This is a genomic window from Micromonospora mangrovicola (genome assembly GCF_047200535.1).
In the GTDB taxonomy this organism is placed as follows: Bacteria; Actinomycetota; Actinomycetes; order Mycobacteriales; family Micromonosporaceae; genus Micromonospora.
The window spans coordinates 15,814-31,096 of sequence record NZ_JBJZOG010000077.1 but is presented as its reverse complement, the minus strand read 5'-3'; the positions used below and the strand labels follow the sequence as shown (position 1 = coordinate 31,096).

The following is a 15,283-nucleotide window of genomic DNA, read 5'->3' as shown; positions in this document are numbered from 1 at the left end:
CCCGGGCCCGTCGACGCAGGTCAGGTCAGTGCAGCGTCTCGCCGCGCTCCTCGGCCTCCTTGGCCCGCCGGAAGGACGCCACGATCTCGGCCTCGGCCTCGGTACGGCCCACCCAGGTCGCGCCCTCGACCGACTTGCCCGGCTCCAGGTCCTTGTACACCTCGAAGAAGTGCTGGATCTCCAGCCGGTCGAACTCGCCCAGGTGGTGGATGTCCCGCAGGTGCTCCTGGCGCGGATCCTCGTAGGGGACGCAGAGGACCTTGTCGTCGCCGCCCTTCTCGTCCGTCATCCGGAACATGCCGATGGTGCGGCAGCGGATCAGGCAGCCGGGGAAGGTGGGTTCGGGGACCAGCACCAGGGCGTCCAGCGGGTCGCCGTCCTCGCCCAGGGTGCCCTCGATGAAGCCGTAGTCGGCCGGGTACTGCGTGGAGGTGAAGAGGGTGCGGTCCAGCCGGATCCGGCCGGTCACGTGGTCCACCTCGTACTTGTTGCGGTGACCCTTCGGGATCTCAACCGTGACGTCGAAATCCATCTTCCACGCTCCCTCGTTTGCCCACGCTGGCTAACGGAAACCAGTGGCGCCGCCCCCCGCGCGGGTGAACGACCCCCGTCGGCTCCGGCCGCCGCATAGTGTTCGGACCGAAGTAGTGTCACCCAAGGCGTGTTTGAGCGGGGGAGGAGGGGGTCATGGGGAGGGAAGATTCACACTACCGCCCCGAAGGGGTTGACGGGCGGAAGTCCGGCGGTTCCGCTCCCGGCGGTGCCACCGGACGGGTACGGATACCGGGGGTCGATCCCGCCGGACGCTCCGCACCCGCCGCCGGATCCGCCCTGGTCGGCCGCGCCGATCCCTCCGCGTACGGTCCCGATCCGGTCGGCCGCGCCGATCCCTCCGCGTACGGCCCGGTGGGCCGCGCCGATCCGCGACAATACGCCGCCGGTCCGGCCGCCCCGACGAATTGGCCGGCGCCCGAGGCGCCCGGCGGGATCCCGGTGAGCCCGCCGGTCCCACCCTCCGGCGCCGCCCCGCCGCCGCCCGCGCCCGCCGGCCGGGGCCGGGGCCGGCTGCTGGCGGTACTGGCCGCCGTCCTGGTGATCGCGGTGGCCGCCGTCGGGCTGGCTGTGGTCCGGCCCGGACCGGTGGCCGGCTGGTTGGGCGGTGAGGCCGCCGCGCCGACCGCCAGCGCCGGAACGCCCGAGCCCGCCCCGCCGGAGGTGCTCGCCGCCGCCGACCCCAACGCCCCGACGCCCACCCCCGACGGTGTACGCGCCGCGCTCGAACCGCTGGTCGGCGCAGCCGCGCTCGGCGAGCGGGTGAACATCTCGGTGGCCGACGTGGCCACCGGCGACGCGCTCTACGGCCGCGGGCAGGACACCCCGACCGTCCCCGCCTCGGTGACGAAGCTGGCCACCGGGGTCGCCGTGCTGGCGGCCCGGGGCCCGGCGTACCGGATCCCCACCCGAGCGGTGGTCGGTGCGAACCCCGGCGAGGTGATCCTGGTCGGCGGCGGCGACCCGACCCTTGCCGTGGACAAGAACGGCTTCTACCCGGGCGCGGCCCGGCTGGACGACCTCGCCGCGCAGGTGCGCAAGGCGCTCGGCGAAACCGCACCGACCAAGGTCATCGTCGACTCGTCCCTGTTCACCGGCCAGGTGTACGGGCCCGGCTGGGACGACGACATTCCCACCGGTGGCTTCGGCGCGGCGATCACCGCACTGACCACCGACGGGGCCCGGCGCGACCCGAAGCGGGCCCGGGAGACCTTCGACGACACCCACGGCATGGCGGAGCGGGTCCCCCAACCGGACCTGACCGCCGGCCGTCAGTTCGCGAAGCTGCTCGGGCTCTCCGGCGACGCCGCCGAGGTGAAACGCGGCAACGCGCCCGCCGCCTCCGGCGGGGCCGCCGGCACGCCCGGTACGGAGCTGGGCAAGGTCCAGTCGCTGCCGTTGGTCCGCCTGGTCGACATCATGATCAGCGACAGCGACAACGTGATCGCCGAGTACATGGCCCGGCAGGTGGCGCTCGCGAAGGGCAAGCCGGCCTCCTTCGCCGGTGGTGCGGCCGCCACCGGCCAGGTGCTCGGCGAGCTGGGGCTGCCGGCCGACGAGATCAGCCTGGCCGACGGCAGCGGGTTGTCCCGGACCAACCGGATCAGCCCGTCCCTGCTCACCGACCTGATCACCCTCGCCGGCAACGGCAGCCACCCCGAGCTGGCGGCGATCTTCGGCGGCCTGCCGGTCGGCGGCTGGTCCGGCACCCTCGACGACCGCTACCAGGATTCGGCGACGAGGGCCGGGGCCGGCGTGGTCCGGGCCAAGACCGGGACGCTGACCGGGGTCAGTGCCATCGCCGGCCTGGTCACCACGGCCGACGGCCGGCTGCTCACCTTCGCCGTGCTCACCGACCGGGCCCCGGCGGGCACCCTCGACGCGACCCGCGAGGCGCTCGACCGGATCAGCTCCGCGCTGGCCGGATGCGGCTGCCGCTGAGCGGCTGCGACAGCCGTCGATAGCCGGTTGGGGTGTCGCGGCGCGGGTACGGTGGGTTCATGGCGCAGTTCGTGGACTGGGATCTGGCCGCCGCGACCGCGGGGGCGTTGGGCAAGTCGGGCCCCCGGGTGTCGTACGCCGAGGCCACCGACGTGGTCGGCGAGCTGCGACGGCTGACCGAGGAGGCGGCCGGGCACGTCGCCGACTACACCGGCCTGCGGTCCCAGGTCGCCCACCCGCCGGTAAGGGTGGTGGACCGGCGGGACTGGGCCGCGGCGAACATCGCCGGCCTGCGCGAGGTGATCACACCGCTGGTGAGCCGCCTCTCCGGCGACCGGCGCCCCGGGCCGCTGACCGAGGCGGTCGGGTCCCGGCTCACCGGTGTGCAGGCCGGCACCGTGCTGGCATACCTCTCCGGCCGGGTGCTCGGGCAGTACGAGGTCTTCGCCGGTGACCCCGGCCAGCTGCTGCTGGTGGCGCCGAACATCGTCGAGGTGGAGCGGAAGCTGGGCGCCGACCCTCGGGACTTCCGGCTCTGGGTCTGCCTGCACGAGGTGACCCACCGGACGCAGTTCACCGCGGTGCCATGGATGCGCGCGTACTTCCTCAGCGAGGTGCAGGCGTTCGTCGACGCCGCGCAGGCCGGCGAGCACCTGCTCGAACGGCTGCGGCGCGGCGTCGCGACCCTCTCCGACGCGGTGAAGGACCCGGAGAGCCGGGCCAGCGTGCTGGACATCGTGCAGACGCCGGCGCAGCGGGCCGTGCTCGACCGGCTCACCGCGCTGATGACGCTGCTGGAGGGGCACGCCGAGTTCGTCATGGACGGCGTCGGGCCGCAGGTGATCCCCAGCGTCGAGTCGATCCGGGCGTCGTTCAACCGTCGCCGCGAGTCCGGCAACCCGCTGGAGAAGGCGATCCGCCGGCTGCTCGGCATCGAGGTCAAGATGCGGCAGTACGCCGAGGGTCGCAAGTTCGTGCACGGCGTGGTCGACAGGGTGGGCATGGCCGGCTTCAACCGGATCTTCGCCTCGCCGCTGACCCTGCCCCGACTGGAGGAGCTGGGCGACCCGGACGCCTGGGTGGCCCGGGTGCACGGGCCGACCGGGGCCACCCCGGCCGCCAGCTGAGCCGCCCCAGGCCGTGAGCGCGAGGAGTGAGCCGGGTTTGCGAGCCGCGCAGTCGCGAGCGAAGACTGGCTCTGTGAGCGCGAGGAGTGAGCCGGGTTTGCGAGCCGCGCAGTCGCGAACGGGGCCCGACGCCGCGGCCCCGCTCGCCGCCCCGGTCGCCGCAGTGCGGATCGCCGTACGCCGGGCGTTGACCGGGCTGCCCGGGGACGGGCCGGTGCTGGTGGCCTGTTCCGGCGGCGCCGACTCGCTGGCGTTGGCCGCCGCCACCGCCTTCGTGGCCCCCCGGCTGGGCCGGCGCGCCGGCCTGGTGACCGTCGACCACGGCCTGCAGCCCGGCTCCGCCGAGCGCGCCGAGGGCGTCGCCGGCTGGGCCCGCGAGCTGGGGCTGGACCCGGTAGAGACGGTTGCGGTACAGGTCGCCGGACGGCCCGGCGGTCCGGAGGCGGCCGCCCGCGAGGCCCGGTACGAGGCGCTGGTCGCCGCCGCGCGCCGCCACGGCGCCGCCGGGGTGCTGCTCGGCCACACCCGGGACGACCAGGCCGAGACGGTGCTGCTCGCGCTGGCCCGGGGCGCGGGCCCACGCGGGCTGGCCGGCATGCCGGAGCGCCGCGAGCTGGCCGGAGTGCCGCTGTTGCGCCCGCTGCTCGACGTGACCAGGGAGGACACCCGCAAGGCGTGCGCCGCGCTCGGCCTCACCCCGTGGGACGACCCGCACAACGCCGACCCGGCGTACGCCCGGTCCCGGGTGCGCGCCGACCTGCTCCCGGCGCTGGTGGACGCGCTCGGCCCGGGGGTGGTGGACAACCTGGCCCGGACCGCCCGTCTGCTCGCGGCCGACACCACCGCCCTCGACGACCAGGCCGCCGCCGCGCTTGCCGCGCCGCCCGCCCCGGCGGCGCCCGACCGCGCCCGGCCGCCCGAAGCGGAGGTGCTCGACCGGGCGCCGAATGCCCGGTCCGCTTCGGCGGCGGACAGCGCAGCCCCAGGGTGGGTGGCCCGGCCGGTGCGGGCGGCCGAGGGCGGCCTCTCGGTGTCCGCGCTGGCCGCGCTCCCGAAGGCGGTACGCACCCGGGTGCTGCACGTCTGGGCGCGGGAGCTGGGAGCCCCGCCGGCCGCCCTGTCGCACCGGCACGTCGCCGCCCTGGACGCCTTGGTCACCGACTGGCACGGTCAGGGCCGGGTCCACCTTCCCGGCGGGATCCCGGTCGCCCGCCAGGGGGGCCGCCTGACCACCTGACCGGGCCGGGACCGCCGCCGGGCCACTTGATCGACTCGTGATGCGGCGAGCCGGGGGATCCGGCCTGCCGGATTCGCCGACTTGCGGCAAGCCGGGAGGCGCGGGCGCGCAGGCCGCAGGCCACTGAGGGCGGGCCGGAGGGCGCGGGCCACTGGGGGCGGGCCGCCGGACGCTGGGGGCGGGCTGGCCGGGCGCAAGTCGCACCGGCATCCGCCGGAGGTTCGGGTCTCGCCGGGAGGCGCCGGAGGCGGTAGACAGGGCGCATGGCGTACCCCCGACAGCCGCTCCTGGCCCCCAACGGTGCCGTCGCGACCAGCCAGCCGCTCGCGGCTGCGGCGGGCCTGGCCGTGCTGCGACGCGGCGGCAACGCCGTCGACGCCGCGCTGGCCACCGCGATCACCCTGACCGTGGTGCAGCCGCCCTCCAACGACATCGGCGGCGATCTCTTCGCGATCGTCTGGGACGGCGAGCGGCTGCACGGGCTGAACGCCTCCGGGCGGTCCCCGGCGGCGCTGACCCGTGAGCTGGTGCTGGCGGCGACGGACCGGCGCGGCGCGGAGCCGGTCGAGGCGCTCGGCGGGGCGCAGGCGGGCGGGCCGGCGATGCCGGCCCGCGGCTGGCTGCCGGTGACCGTGCCGGGTGCGCCCGCCGGCTGGCGGGACCTGCACGAGCGGTTCGGCTCGCTGCCGTTCGCCGAGCTCTTCACCGACGCGATCGGGTACGCCCAGCACGGCTTTCCGGTCGCCCCCGGCACCGCCGCCACCTGGGCGTACGGGGTTGCCGGGCACGTCGGCCTGACCGGTCAGGAGTTCGCCGAGTTCGATCGGGTGTTCACCGTGGACGGCCGGGCACCCGGGCGGGGTGAGTGGTGGCGCAACCCGGATGCGGCCGGCACGCTGCGCCGGATCGCCGAGAGCCGGGCGGAGGACTTCTACCGGGGCCGGATCGCCGGGGCGCTGGACGCTCACGCGGCCCGGACCGGCGGCTTCCTGACCGGGGGTGACCTCGCGCGGCACAGCTCGACGTGGGTCGACCCGGTTCGCGTCCGGTACCGGGGGCACGAGGTGTGGGAGCTGCCGCCGAACGGGCAGGGGATCGCGGCGCTGCTGGCGTTGCAGATCCTGGACGGGGTGGACCTGGCCGCGCTGTCGCCCGCGGAGCGGCTGCACTGGCAGATCGAGGCGACGAAGCTCGGCTTCGCCGACGCGCACGCGTACGTCGCCGACCCGGAGCGCTCTGCGGTGCCCACGGCGGCGCTGCTCGACCCGGGGTACGCGGCGACCCGCCGGGCGCTGGTCACCGACAGGGCGGCCGAGCCGGTGGCCGGTGAGCCGGAGCGCGGCGGCACCGTCTATCTCTGCACGGCCGACTCCGGCGGCATGATGGTGAGCCTGATCCAGTCCACCTACATGGCCTTCGGCTCGCACGTGGTGCTGCCCGGCCACGGCTTCGCCCTGCAGAACCGGGGCCTCGGCTTCCGGATCGATCCGGAGCATCCGAACGTGGTGGGGCCGGCGAAGCGGCCGTACCACACCATCATTCCGGGTTTCCTGACCCGGGACGGCGCGCCGGTCGGCCCGTTCGGGGTGATGGGCGGGCACATGCAGCCGCAGGGCCACGTACAGCTCGTCTCGGCGACCCTCGACGCCGGGCGCGACCCGCAGGCCGCGCTGGACACCCCGCGCTGGTACTGGCACGCCGGCCGGGTCGTGCTGGTCGAGCCCGAGCTGGACCCGGACCTGGCCGCCGCGCTCAGGGCGCGCGGGCACGAGGTCGTCGTCGCCGACCAGCCGGCCGCCTTCGGGTACGGGCAGGCGATCTGGCGGCACCCCTACGGCGGGTACGTCGTCGGGTCGGAGTCCCGGGTCGACGGGGCGATGCTGGGCTGGTGATCAGACCTCGGCGCGTTCCCGGAAGGTGGTCCGGTACGCGTGCGGGGTGGTGCCCACCCGGCGGCTGAAGTGGTGCCGCAGCGCGGCGGCGTCACCGAAGCCGACCTGGTCGGCGACGATCTCCACGCTCAGCCGGGTCTCCTCCAGCAGCCGCCGGGCCAGCAGCACCCGCTGGTTGGTCAGCCAGTCGTGCGGGGTGGTGCCGGTTTCGGCGCGGAACCGGCGGGCGAAGGTCCGCGGTGCCATCCCGGCGCGCGCGGCCAGCTCGTCCACGGTCACCGCGCGGTCCAGGTGCCCCATCAGCCACTCCAGCACCGGCTCCAGAGTGGGCGCCTCGGGCGCCTTGGCGATCGGCGCCTCGACGTACTGCGACTGGCCGCCGTCACGGTGCGGTGGCACGACCATCCGCCGGGCCAGCCGGGTGGCGACGGCCGAGCCGTGTTCCTGGCGGACCAGGTGCAGGCAGGCGTCGATCCCGGCGGCGGTGCCGGCGCTGGTGAGCAGCCGCCCGTCCTGCACGTACAGCGAGTTGCAGCGCACCCGGGCGGCCGGGTACCGCCGTTGCAGGTCGTCCACGTGCCGCCAGTGGGTGGTGCAGTCCCGCCCGTCGAGCAGCCCCGCCTCGCCCAGCACGTACGCGCCGGCGCAGACGCTGAGCAGCCAGGCGCCCCGATCGGCGGCCCGGCGCAGCGCGGCGAGGACCGGCTCCGGCACGGCCGCCCCGTCGGCGTGCGCGGGCACGGCGACCAGGTCCGCGTCCTCGACCGGGGTCAGGTCGGCGTGCGGGGTGAGCAGGAAGCCGGAGCGGCTGCGTACCGGCGCGCCGTCCGCCGTGCAGACGTCGAAGCGGTAGCCGGGGAAGCCGTCGGCGGTGCGGTCGGTGCCGAACACCTCGGCGAGCACGCCGAGTTCGAAGGCGGCGACCTCGTCGAGCGCGACGACGGCCACGGATCTGAGCATGTGACGAGGGTAACCCGGGAGGTGGCGGGAAATCGATGCCCGATGGCATTCCTGCCACTGTCCGGGCGGCAGAGCGGCCCGCAGACTGGTTCCAGTCCGGTGCGCACCGGCGGCGAAACCGACATCAATCACGCGAAAGCGAGCGCCGCCATGATCGTTCTACTGCTTCTTCTCTCCCTGCTGCTCCTCGGTGTCGCAAGTGGTCTCGGGCTGACCGCCGACAGCCGGGACTCGGCCGACTGGAAGCCGACCGACGACGGCAACCGTTGGCGCTCCCGTACCTGCTGAGGTGATTTGCGCCTTCCGCGCCGAAAATCCCCGGCGGGACCGCGCCAAAAGGGGCGGCCCCGCCGACGGTGGCCGTCGGCCGTACGGCAGGCTATGAGCATGGCTGACGGCTCCTGGTACGACGCCGACATCGACCACGTGATCATTTCGGAGGCGCAGATCCGCGAGAAGACCGCGGAACTGGCCAAGCAGGTCTCGGCGGACTACGCGCACGTCGAGGACGGACTCCTGCTCGTCTGCGTGCTCAAGGGCGCGGTCATGTTCATGGCCGACTTCGCTCGGGCGCTGGGCCGGCAGGGCCCGCCCGCCGAGCTCGAGTTCATGGCTGTCTCCTCCTACGGCCAGGGCACCACCTCCTCGGGCGTGGTCCGGATCCTCAAGGACCTGGACCGGGACATCGCCGGCCGGCACGTGGTGGTCGTCGAGGACATCGTCGACTCCGGCCTCACCCTCTCCTGGCTCCTGCGTTACCTGGAGTCGCGCTCGGCGGCCAGCGTCGAGGTGGTCGCCCTGTTCCGCAAGCCGGACGCGGTGAAGGTGCAGGTCCCGGTGAAGTACGTCGGCTTCGACATCCCGACCGAGTTCGTCGTCGGCTACGGCCTCGACTTCGGCGAGCGCTACCGCGAACTGCCCTACGTCGGCGTGCTCAAGCCCGAGGTCTACGCCCGCGCCTGAGCGCCCCGGCCACCACCCGGGGCCGCCTGGCGGTACGGCCGCCGAGCTGTCAAGCGGACGTTCAGCGGGCTCTCAGCCTTTCGGACTACGGTAGAGGCCGGTGGCGTGGAGGCACCCTCCACGCCCGACCCCTCGTCCGCGTGACCGGGCGGTCGGGAGGTCGGGCGGGGAGTTCCCGTCACGTCGGCCCCAACCTTGGTTCGCCGTACGCGTAAGTGCCAGGCTCGCAAGCTCACATCTGGCACGAACGGTGTACCGTCGAATGACCGTGGCGCGGCAGTTCGCGCGCCCCGGGGTCGGGGCCGGCCCGCACGGCGGCTGCGGCCGCCGCCCGCGGCGGCGACACCAATCAGACGGTCAGGACGTCGATCAGGAGGATGCGGGCGTCTCGGCGCCCGACGACAGCATGGAACGTACGCGTTTCTTCCGCCGACCGGTGGTCTGGATCATCCTGGTCATCCTCGGCGCCGTTGTGCTCAGTCAGCTGTTCACCGCTGGTCCCAGCTACCACCGCGTGGACACTTCCGTTGCGCTCGAACAGCTCAGCAAGGGTGGCATCGAGAAGGTCGTCTTCCAGGACAAGGAGCAGACGCTCCAGCTCGACCTGAAGGACAAGGCCAAGTTCGACGACACCTCCACCGACAGGATCGAGGCGCAGTTCCCCTACGAGGTCGGCGGCCAGGTCTGGAACGAGGTGCGCGAGGCCAAGACGGGCGGCCGGATCAGCGGCCCGGTCGACACCAAGGTGTCGTCGGACAGCGTCTGGGTCAGCCTGCTGGTCAACCTCCTTCCGATCGCGCTGCTCGTGCTCCTGCTGCTGTTCTTCATGTCGCAGATGCAGGGCGGCGGCTCCCGGGTGCTCAACTTCGGCAAGTCCAAGGCGAAGATGATCACCAAGGACACGCCGAAGACCACCTTCGCGGACGTGGCCGGGGCGGACGAGGCCGTCGAGGAACTGCACGAGATCAAGGACTTCCTGCAGAACCCGGCGAAGTACCAGGCCCTGGGCGCCAAGATCCCGAAGGGCGTGCTGCTGTTCGGCCCGCCCGGTACCGGTAAGACCCTGCTCGCCCGCGCCGTCGCCGGCGAGGCGGGGGTGCCGTTCTACTCCATCTCCGGCTCGGACTTCGTCGAGATGTTCGTCGGTGTCGGCGCCAGCCGGGTCCGCGACCTCTTCGAGCAGGCCAAGTCGAACGCGCCGGCGATCGTCTTCGTCGACGAGATCGACGCGGTCGGCCGGCACCGCGGCGCCGGCATGGGCGGCGGCCACGACGAGCGGGAACAGACCCTCAACCAGCTCCTCGTCGAGATGGACGGCTTCGACACCAAGGGCGGCGTCATCCTGATCGCCGCCACCAACCGACCGGACATCCTCGACCCGGCGCTGCTGCGCCCGGGCCGCTTCGACCGGCAGATCCCGGTCGACGCCCCCGACATGGAGGGCCGCAAGGCCATCCTGCGGGTGCACGCCAAGGGCAAGCCGTTCACGCCCGATGTCGACCTCGACTCGGTCGCCCGGCGCACCCCCGGCTTCAGCGGCGCCGACCTGGCCAACGTGATCAACGAGGCCGCGCTGCTCACCGCCCGCAAGGACCAGCGGGCGATCACCAACGACTCCCTGGAGGAGTCGATCGACCGGGTGATCGCCGGTCCGCAGCGGCGGACCCGGGTGATGAGCGACCAGGAGAAGAAGATCACCGCGTACCACGAGGGCGGGCACGCGCTGGTCGCCTGGGCGCTGCCGCACGCCGCGCCGGTGCACAAGGTGACCATCCTGTCCCGGGGCCGGTCGCTGGGCCACACCCTGGTCCTGCCCACCGAGGACAAGTACACCCAGACCCGGGCCGAGATGATCGACACCCTGGCGTACGCGCTGGGCGGCCGGGCCGCCGAGGAACTCGTCTTCCACGAGCCCACCACCGGCGCCGGCAACGACATCGAGAAGGCCACCCAGCTGGCCCGCGCGATGATCACCCAGTACGGCATGAGCTCCAAGCTCGGTGCGATCAAGTACGGCACCAGCGGCGACGAGCCGTTCCTCGGTCGCAACATGGGCCACGAGCGGGACTACTCCGACGCGGTGGCCGCCGAGATCGACGCCGAGATGCGGGCGCTCATCGAGCTGGCCCACGACGAGGCCTGGGAGATCCTGGTGGAGTACCGGGACGTCCTGGACAACATCGTGCTCGAGCTGATGGAGAAGGAGACCCTCTCCACCGCCGACATGTCCCGGATCTGCGCCCGGGTGGCGAAGCGCCCGCCGATGGCCCCGTACCACGGCTTCGGCAAGCGCCAGCCCTCCACCGAGCCGCCCGTGCTCACGCCCGCCGAGAAGGAGGCCCTGAAGGCGCAGGCCCAGGCCGACGGCGCCGCGGTCGGTGGATCCCCCTCGACGAACAACTCGGACGGTAACCACTGAGCACCGACCCGACGGCCAGCTCCCGCAACCGGGAGCTGGCCGTTTCCGCGACCGAGCCCGACGGCGACGACGGCCTCGACTTCGTCGCCGCGCGCCTGATCAGCGGCAAGCTGACCGGGCGCCCGGTGGAGGAGACGGTCGACCTCGCCCGGATCGAGAAGGCGGTCCGGGAGATCCTCATCGCCGTCGGCGAGGACCCGGACCGGGACGGCCTCCAGCAGACCCCGGCCCGGGTCGCCCGCGCGTACGCCGAGCTCTTCGCCGGCCTGCGGGTCGACCCGGCGCAGGTGCTCAGCACCACCTTCGAGGCCAACCATGAGGAGCTGGTGCTCGTCCGGGACATCGACGTGACGAGTCTCTGCGAGCACCACCTGCTGCCGTTCCGGGGCAGCGCGCACATCGGCTACATTCCCGGACCGGACGGCCGGATCACCGGGCTGTCCAAGCTGGCCCGGCTGGTCGAGGTCTTCGCCCGCCGGCCGCAGGTGCAGGAGCGGCTCACCTCCCAGATCGCCGACCTGCTGATGAGCAAGCTGGACCCGCGCGGCGTCGTGGTGGTGCTCGAGTGCGAACACATGTGCATGGCGATGCGCGGCATCCAGAAGTCCGGCGCGAAGACGATCACCTCAGCGGTCCGGGGCACCTTCCAGCGCGACGCCAAGTCGCGCGCCGAGGCGATGTCCCTGATCATCCCGCGCTGACCTGTACGACACCCGTCGGCCGCGTCGCTTCCGTACCGGGGCGGCGCGGCCGACGTCGTACCACGCCCGGCTCGCCCGTGGCGCCGCGCAGCCGGTCCGGGCCGGTTCAGCCGGGGAACATCGCCAGGACCAGCCCGGCGGTGGTCAGCACCGCCGGCACCAGGCAGACCAGCGCGCCGAAGCGCGGCGTCCGGTCCACCCGGTCCTCCGCGCGGGGCCGGAACAGCCGCCCCACCGCCAGCCAGCCCACCATGAACGCGACCGCCGGCATCGGCAGCCCGAACACCAGCGCCGCGATGCTCGCCGGGCCGGTGCCGTCGGCGACGAAGAGCAGCACCTGGACCAGCGGGACCAGCAGCGCCAGCGGCCCGTACACCAGCAGGTTACGGGGGCGCGCCGGCCAGCGGGCCAGCCGGGGCAGGCCCCGGGCGGCGAGCGTGTGGTCCGCCGTCTCCGCCCAGTTCCGGGCACCGCGCAGGGCGGCCAGCACGGCCGCCGGGCCGCCCGCCATCGTCCGGGCCGACTCGGTCACCTCGGGCGGCGTCGGCACCAGCGAGATCGCCGGCACCCCCAGCTCACGCAGCCGCGACTGCTGCGGAGCGAGCCGCTCCCGCACCGCGGTCAGCTCCTCCCGGGCCGCCGCCACCGACCGGGCCTGCGCGGACGCGGCGGTCGTCGCGGCCCGGCGTACCCCGTCGAGCTGCCGGGCGGCGGTCACGTAGTCGGCCCAGGCCGCCGCGACCGGATCCGGCTCGCTCGTAGGCCGACCTGCGCGCGGCGCCGGCACCGCCGTACCGGCCCCGTTCATGCCACCACCTCACCGCGCCCGGTCACGACGGCTCCTCCCCGAACGGCACCAGGACCGTTCCCTGCTCGCCCGGGCCGTCCCAGAGCATCGCCCGGCCCGGCCGCGGTCGCCACGACACGGGCCGGTCGAAGAGCTGCTCCAGCCGGCCGCCCGGCACGTCGGTCACCACCACGGCGGTCAGCTTGTCCACCTCGCCCTCGGGGCCGAGCAGCCCGACCAGCGGACCGGCCGTGCGCCACCAGCCGAGCAGGTGCCGCCCGGCGGGTGGACCCTCCAGCAGCAGCGCCCGCAGCAGCTCGGGCGGCAGCTCGCTGGCGTCCGGCACGTCCAGCCCGAACACCACCAGGTAGCCCGGGTCGCCTGCGGTGAGGGCGGCCCGCAGCCCGGCCAGGTCCACCGTCGCCACCTCGTGCCGCTCGGCCAGCTCGGCGGCGAGGGCCGCAGCCGCCTCGGTCGAGCCGTTCGCCAGCGGCGCCAGCACGAACCGGGCCCGACCCTGCTGCACCGCCGCGCTCCGGACCGCCGTCACGAGCAGCCGCTCCGCCTCCTCGTCCCGGCCCAGCACGGCCAGGTTCCGGCCGGCCGCCGGCCCGAGCGGAACGGCCACCGTGGAGCGGCGCACGTCCACCGCCCGGCCGAGCAGGGCGGCCGGGGCGTGCGCCCGGCCCGCCAGCGCGGCCCGGTGGCGCGGGTCGTTGGCGAGCAGCGGGCGCGCGTACCCGGCGAAGACCACCGGTGGGATGGCGCCCTCCGGGCGGCCCGACCAGAGCCGGTGCCGCAGGTCCGCGAGGAGCTTCGGATTGTCGTGCGGATCCGGGAACCGGATCATCCGCTCGTGGCCCCGGGTCGCGCCGCGCGGGCCGCCCAGCCCGCCGGCGGTGTTCACCACCGCGCTCCCCACCGGCAGCCCGGCCGCCGCGTCATTGGTCGGCTCCAGCACCGCCGAGCCCCCGGGAAGCGCCACCCGAACGGGGAACTGGCCGAGCAGCGGGTCGCGCGGGCCGCCGATGCCGAGGTCGCCCTCGCCGGCCAGGACCAGGTGGATCCCGTACGCCCGGGCGGCGCGGGCCAGCCCGTCCAGCCGGGCCAGCAGGTCGGTGGCGAGCCGGTCCCGTTCCCGGAGCAGCAGCGGGAAATTGTCGATCACGCAGACGATCCGGGGCAGCGCCTGGTGCTGGCGCAACTCCGCGTACCGCTGCCCGCCGGCCCGCCGGCCCGCCTCCTCGCGGCGGCGCAGCTCCGCCTCCAGCTCACCGATCAGGTCCGCCACGTACTCCCGGTCGGCGGCCATCCCGGCGGCCCGGACCTGCGGCACCCAGGAGCGGTCCCACTCGGTCTGGAGGAACTCCACGAAGGACTCGCCCTCGCCGAGGTCGGCGAGGTGGACGACCAGCTCGTCGGGGCCGTACCGGGCGGTCAACCCGAACAGCACGTTGGTGAGGAACGCCGAGCGACCCGCCCCGGAACGGCCGCTGACCAGCCAGTGCGGGGTGAGTTCGGTGAACCCGAGACTGACCGGCCGACCGGCGGCGTCGCCGACCATGGTGGCGAGCCCGTCGGCGGAGCCCTCCGCCCAGAGGTCGCCGGTCGGCAGCAGGTCGGTCAGGGCGAGCCGGGAGCCGTCCTCGATCTGCCGGGCCAGCCGGCGGCAGACCCCGGTGACCAGCTCCTCCGGCGGGTCCTCCTCGACGAAGACCGGGGAGTTCAGCCCGCCCGGCGCCTCCGCCCCGGGACTGCTGAGCGCGGTGCCGGGCGGATCGCCGACCAGCGCGTACGCGTTGCGCACCGCGACCGTGGTGGCCTGGGGCAGTGGCGACCCGGACGGCCACCCGGCCAGCACCAGGTGCAGCCCGGCGCGGTGGCCCCGGGCGGTCAGCTCCTCGATCCGGGCCAGATCGGACGGCGCGGTGCCGTCCGGCAGAGCGGCCACCACCAGCAGCAGCGTGCGATCGTGTCCGCGCTGCCGGGCCGTGCCGGCGGCCACCCACTGCTCGGCTTCGGCGAGCACCGCCCGCAGCCCGGTCAGGTCGGTCGCGGGCGGCGGCAGCAGGCCCGCGTCGGCCAGCGCCGCGAAGCCGGCGAAGACGTTCGCCGGGCCGGTGCCGTCGACCGCGCGGGCCAGCAACGTGCCGGCCGGGGTGGCCGCGAAGAGCCGCAGCAGAAGGCCCCGGAGCAGCCCGGCCACCCGCGGGTCATTGGCATCGCTGTCGACGGCCAGGTGTCCACTGCCGAGCAGCGGCACCAGCGCTGGGAACCGGGCGTCGTCCAGCGGCGCGGCGGTACCCACCCGGACCAGGGGCGGCGGGCCGTCGCCGGGCGGGGTCGCCACGGCCAACCCGTCCAGCGCGGCGCCCGCCCAGCCGGGGGCGGCGAGCGCCGCGGCCGCACGCAGCCGCTCGGCCAGTTCGTACTGCCGGTGATGGTCAGCCGGAGCGGGCCGGATCTCGTCGAGGATGCCGGCAGCAGCCGTCGCGGCCGCCTCCGCCCGCCGGTGCAGGACGGCGGCCCGGCCGGCTCGCGCCTTCGGACTCGCCACCGCGTCCACCTCTCTTCCCGAGGCCGACATCTGCTCCCCGAGCTGTGACGGTATCCCAGCCGGGGCCCGACCCCCGGGATGTCGGTCGGCGCTGCGCCGGTCTTTACCCCCAGCGGCACGCCGACTCACTCGCCGGCCGGCCCGGCC

The 15,283-nt window shown here is 74.6% G+C and carries 12 protein-coding genes; 8 read left to right on the top strand and 4 right to left on the bottom strand.

The genetic code is table 11. The annotated features are described in order from the left end of the window. Positions 1-25 precede the first annotated feature (25 nt). Entirely contained in the window at positions 26-532 is a 507-nt protein-coding gene (locus ACL02O_RS24975) for an inorganic diphosphatase (protein WP_412820583.1), read from the bottom strand. Between the two features lie 155 nt (positions 533-687). On the opposite strand from ACL02O_RS24975, the gene dacB reads away from it, so the two are divergent. The 4 genes from dacB to ACL02O_RS24955 all read left to right on the top strand — a co-directional run bounded on the left by dacB (position 688) and on the right by ACL02O_RS24955 (position 6,749). Next, on the top strand, positions 688-2,493 hold the full coding sequence (dacB, locus tag ACL02O_RS24970) for a D-alanyl-D-alanine carboxypeptidase/D-alanyl-D-alanine endopeptidase (protein ID WP_412820582.1): 1,806 nt from the start codon (positions 688-690) through the stop codon (positions 2,491-2,493). 59 nt (positions 2,494-2,552) lie between these two features. Further along, positions 2,553-3,620 (top strand): zinc-dependent metalloprotease, encoded by a 1,068-nt coding sequence (locus ACL02O_RS24965; protein ID WP_412820581.1) that lies wholly within the window; start codon positions 2,553-2,555, stop codon positions 3,618-3,620. A gap of 97 nt (positions 3,621-3,717) precedes the next feature. Next, entirely contained in the window at positions 3,718-4,857 is a 1,140-nt protein-coding gene (tilS, locus tag ACL02O_RS24960) for a tRNA lysidine(34) synthetase TilS (protein ID WP_459560889.1), read from the top strand. 263 nt (positions 4,858-5,120) lie between these two features. Next, positions 5,121-6,749 carry a gamma-glutamyltransferase family protein gene (locus tag ACL02O_RS24955; RefSeq protein WP_412820580.1) on the top strand — a complete coding sequence of 543 codons (1,629 nt, stop codon included), beginning with the start codon at positions 5,121-5,123 and terminating at the stop codon, positions 6,747-6,749. Here ACL02O_RS24955 and ACL02O_RS24950 read toward each other — a convergent pair whose 3' ends face one another. After that, entirely contained in the window at positions 6,750-7,709 is a 960-nt protein-coding gene (locus ACL02O_RS24950) for a GlxA family transcriptional regulator (protein WP_412820579.1), read from the bottom strand. It lies immediately after the preceding gene. A 42-nt stretch (positions 7,710-7,751) separates the two neighbouring features. Here ACL02O_RS24950 and ACL02O_RS24945 point away from each other — a divergent pair, with 42 nt between their 5' ends. From ACL02O_RS24945 to folE, 4 genes are all read left to right on the top strand, one after another. Further along, on the top strand, positions 7,752-7,997 hold the full coding sequence (locus ACL02O_RS24945) for a hypothetical protein (protein WP_412820588.1): 246 nt from the start codon (positions 7,752-7,754) through the stop codon (positions 7,995-7,997). Between the two features lie 99 nt (positions 7,998-8,096). Beyond that, on the top strand, positions 8,097-8,672 hold the full coding sequence (hpt, locus tag ACL02O_RS24940) for a hypoxanthine phosphoribosyltransferase (RefSeq protein ID WP_091070183.1): 576 nt from the start codon (positions 8,097-8,099) through the stop codon (positions 8,670-8,672). 406 nt (positions 8,673-9,078) lie between these two features. Next, positions 9,079-11,091 carry an ATP-dependent zinc metalloprotease FtsH gene (ftsH, locus tag ACL02O_RS24935; protein WP_412820578.1) on the top strand — a complete coding sequence of 671 codons (2,013 nt, stop codon included), beginning with the start codon at positions 9,079-9,081 and terminating at the stop codon, positions 11,089-11,091. A 35-nt stretch (positions 11,092-11,126) separates the two neighbouring features. Beyond that, a complete protein-coding gene (folE, locus tag ACL02O_RS24930) occupies positions 11,127-11,792 on the top strand; it encodes a GTP cyclohydrolase I FolE (RefSeq protein WP_412820586.1) in 666 nt (221 codons plus the stop codon). Positions 11,793-11,898: 106 nt separating this feature from the next. Here folE and ACL02O_RS24925 read toward each other — a convergent pair whose 3' ends face one another. Both ACL02O_RS24925 and ACL02O_RS24920 read right to left on the bottom strand, forming a co-directional pair. Then, positions 11,899-12,600, bottom strand: coding sequence for a hypothetical protein (locus ACL02O_RS24925; protein ID WP_412820577.1), 702 nt, complete (start codon positions 12,598-12,600; stop codon positions 11,899-11,901). A gap of 22 nt (positions 12,601-12,622) precedes the next feature. Next, entirely contained in the window at positions 12,623-15,145 is a 2,523-nt protein-coding gene (locus ACL02O_RS24920) for an FtsK/SpoIIIE domain-containing protein (RefSeq protein ID WP_412820576.1), read from the bottom strand. Positions 15,146-15,283: the final 138 nt, after the last annotated feature.